The 1824-nt window shown below is 34.3% G+C and carries 2 protein-coding genes; both read left to right on the top strand.

The features are described from left to right. The first annotated feature begins 29 nt into the window (after positions 1-29). Positions 30-584, top strand: coding sequence for an imm11 family protein (locus H8S64_RS21980; RefSeq protein ID WP_186978713.1), 555 nt, complete (start codon positions 30-32; stop codon positions 582-584). Between the two features lie 73 nt (positions 585-657). Further along, a complete protein-coding gene (locus H8S64_RS21975) occupies positions 658-1752 on the top strand; it encodes an Imm5 family immunity protein (protein WP_186978712.1) in 1095 nt (364 codons plus the stop codon). Positions 1753-1824: the final 72 nt, after the last annotated feature.

The following is a 1824-nucleotide window of genomic DNA, read 5'->3' as shown; positions in this document are numbered from 1 at the left end:
CATTATCAGTAATTAAATAGTGTAACATTATGAATATATATGAAATTGGACAAGACTTTGATAATTACAAGTTCTTTGTATTCAAGGAAGATGATAAATCAAATAAAGATGTTTGGGATTATAATGGTCAATCACTTGTTAATGAGTGGAAAGGGCTTAGCTTAGAACTGTTTAGAGATAAAAGAAAAAAGAAAGACAAACGAAGTGAGGACTTTGATGCTTCTTGTTATTTTTCTGGTTGTCTGATAGTAAATAAAAAAACTTCTTTATTGCTGGCTGAAAAGCTGAAAGGACAAATAGAAGTTTTACCTGTCAATGTAGACGGTAACACTTCAGACTATTATTTTATAAATGTATTGAATACAGTCGATGCCTTAAATATAGAGTCCAAGAACAATGAAGAAATTTTGAAGATGATGAGAGATAATAATGGTATTTTCAATAAAGGAAATATCGGTTCATATATCATATTTCGGGATAGTCTGTTTAATAACAATTATTATTGCACAGATGAATTTGTAGATTTTGTGAAGCAAAATTCAATCACAGGATTAAAATTTACATGTGCAGGTATCGCAAAATAAATCACTGATAACAAGCCAAGTTAGCTGCTAAACGCAGCTCCTTGTCAAGCCATTAGCGAAAACAGAAACCAGTATGATACAGCAAGTAGAAAAACTGAAAGAAATAATCAATCAAAACAGTATGGGGCATTTGCCTTTGCCCTATCGTGTTGATTTGATGAAACAAATAAGCGATATATGTATAGTGCAAAAAGTATTATGCGAGTGTTGCAAGAAAGTCTGTTCTTGCTTTACAAAGGAATATGACAATGAAAACCCATTATACAGAGTTTTGTCCGAAATAGATAGTTATCTTTACAAGAATAAGGGCACTGCCGAAAGCATATCGGTTTCGGTGGAACGGTTATGCAATTATGCGGAACAATCCATTGAGAGTTGCGAAGATATGGCAGGGTGGGCAATCATCGCTTTAGGATATGCTATTCGGAATGATGCAGCTACCATATTGGAGATAGAGGATTATAACGGTGAAGATGATAATGCTTTCGACTTTGAAAGCTGGAATGCGGATTTTATATGCTCAATAGCCTATTCGGGCAGCAATCCTTTCATGGAAATAGGTAATGCGGAGAAACGCAAGGAATATTGGTTGTGGTATCTTGATATGGTTCTTAGTATGTGTGAAAAATCGAATACACCATATACAATGATAAAACCAACATCTAAAAAGTCGCAAAATCAGATTTCTATTCCCAAACGCACACAAAGTTGGCAGATTGAAAATGTGTCAAATCAAATACAACAACTGGTACATGCACTGATAGAAGCAACGGATAAGCAAACGAAAGACTGGAATAAAATTGTATTAAGCTATACATTCATTTCTGCTTCTTATATGAACATTACTTGTTGTCGGGAAGAAGAAGTTCAGAAAATAACACTCTGCCAAAGTATAGAAAATCTTATTCATAACAGTCTGTTTCATATCCACAAAGATATGTATCTACAAGCCCCCAAAGAAGGAGCATGGATGCAATGCTGTATAACAATAGAAAAAGGCAATTCTTATGATATATCCTTTAATTACGATGATATAACATCCATTTCCGACATATTCAATAATCCCGATTGGCTTATTGGAGCATTTGAGGATTATCCACGAAGTAAAGAATACACCCCTCAATGGCTAAGAAAAATAATTGAAAGAAGAAAGCTGTATCTGACTTAGTTTCTGTGAGTGGATAAAATAATTTCGCTAACAACGCAGGATAACGGACAAGCCGTTCCCTGCTAACCATTA

It is taken from the genome of Butyricimonas hominis, from assembly GCF_014287455.1.
Taxonomy (GTDB): Bacteria; Bacteroidota; Bacteroidia; order Bacteroidales; family Marinifilaceae; genus Butyricimonas; species Butyricimonas muris.
The sequence above is the reverse complement of the archived record's forward strand: the minus strand, read 5'-3'. Positions and strand labels throughout refer to the sequence as shown.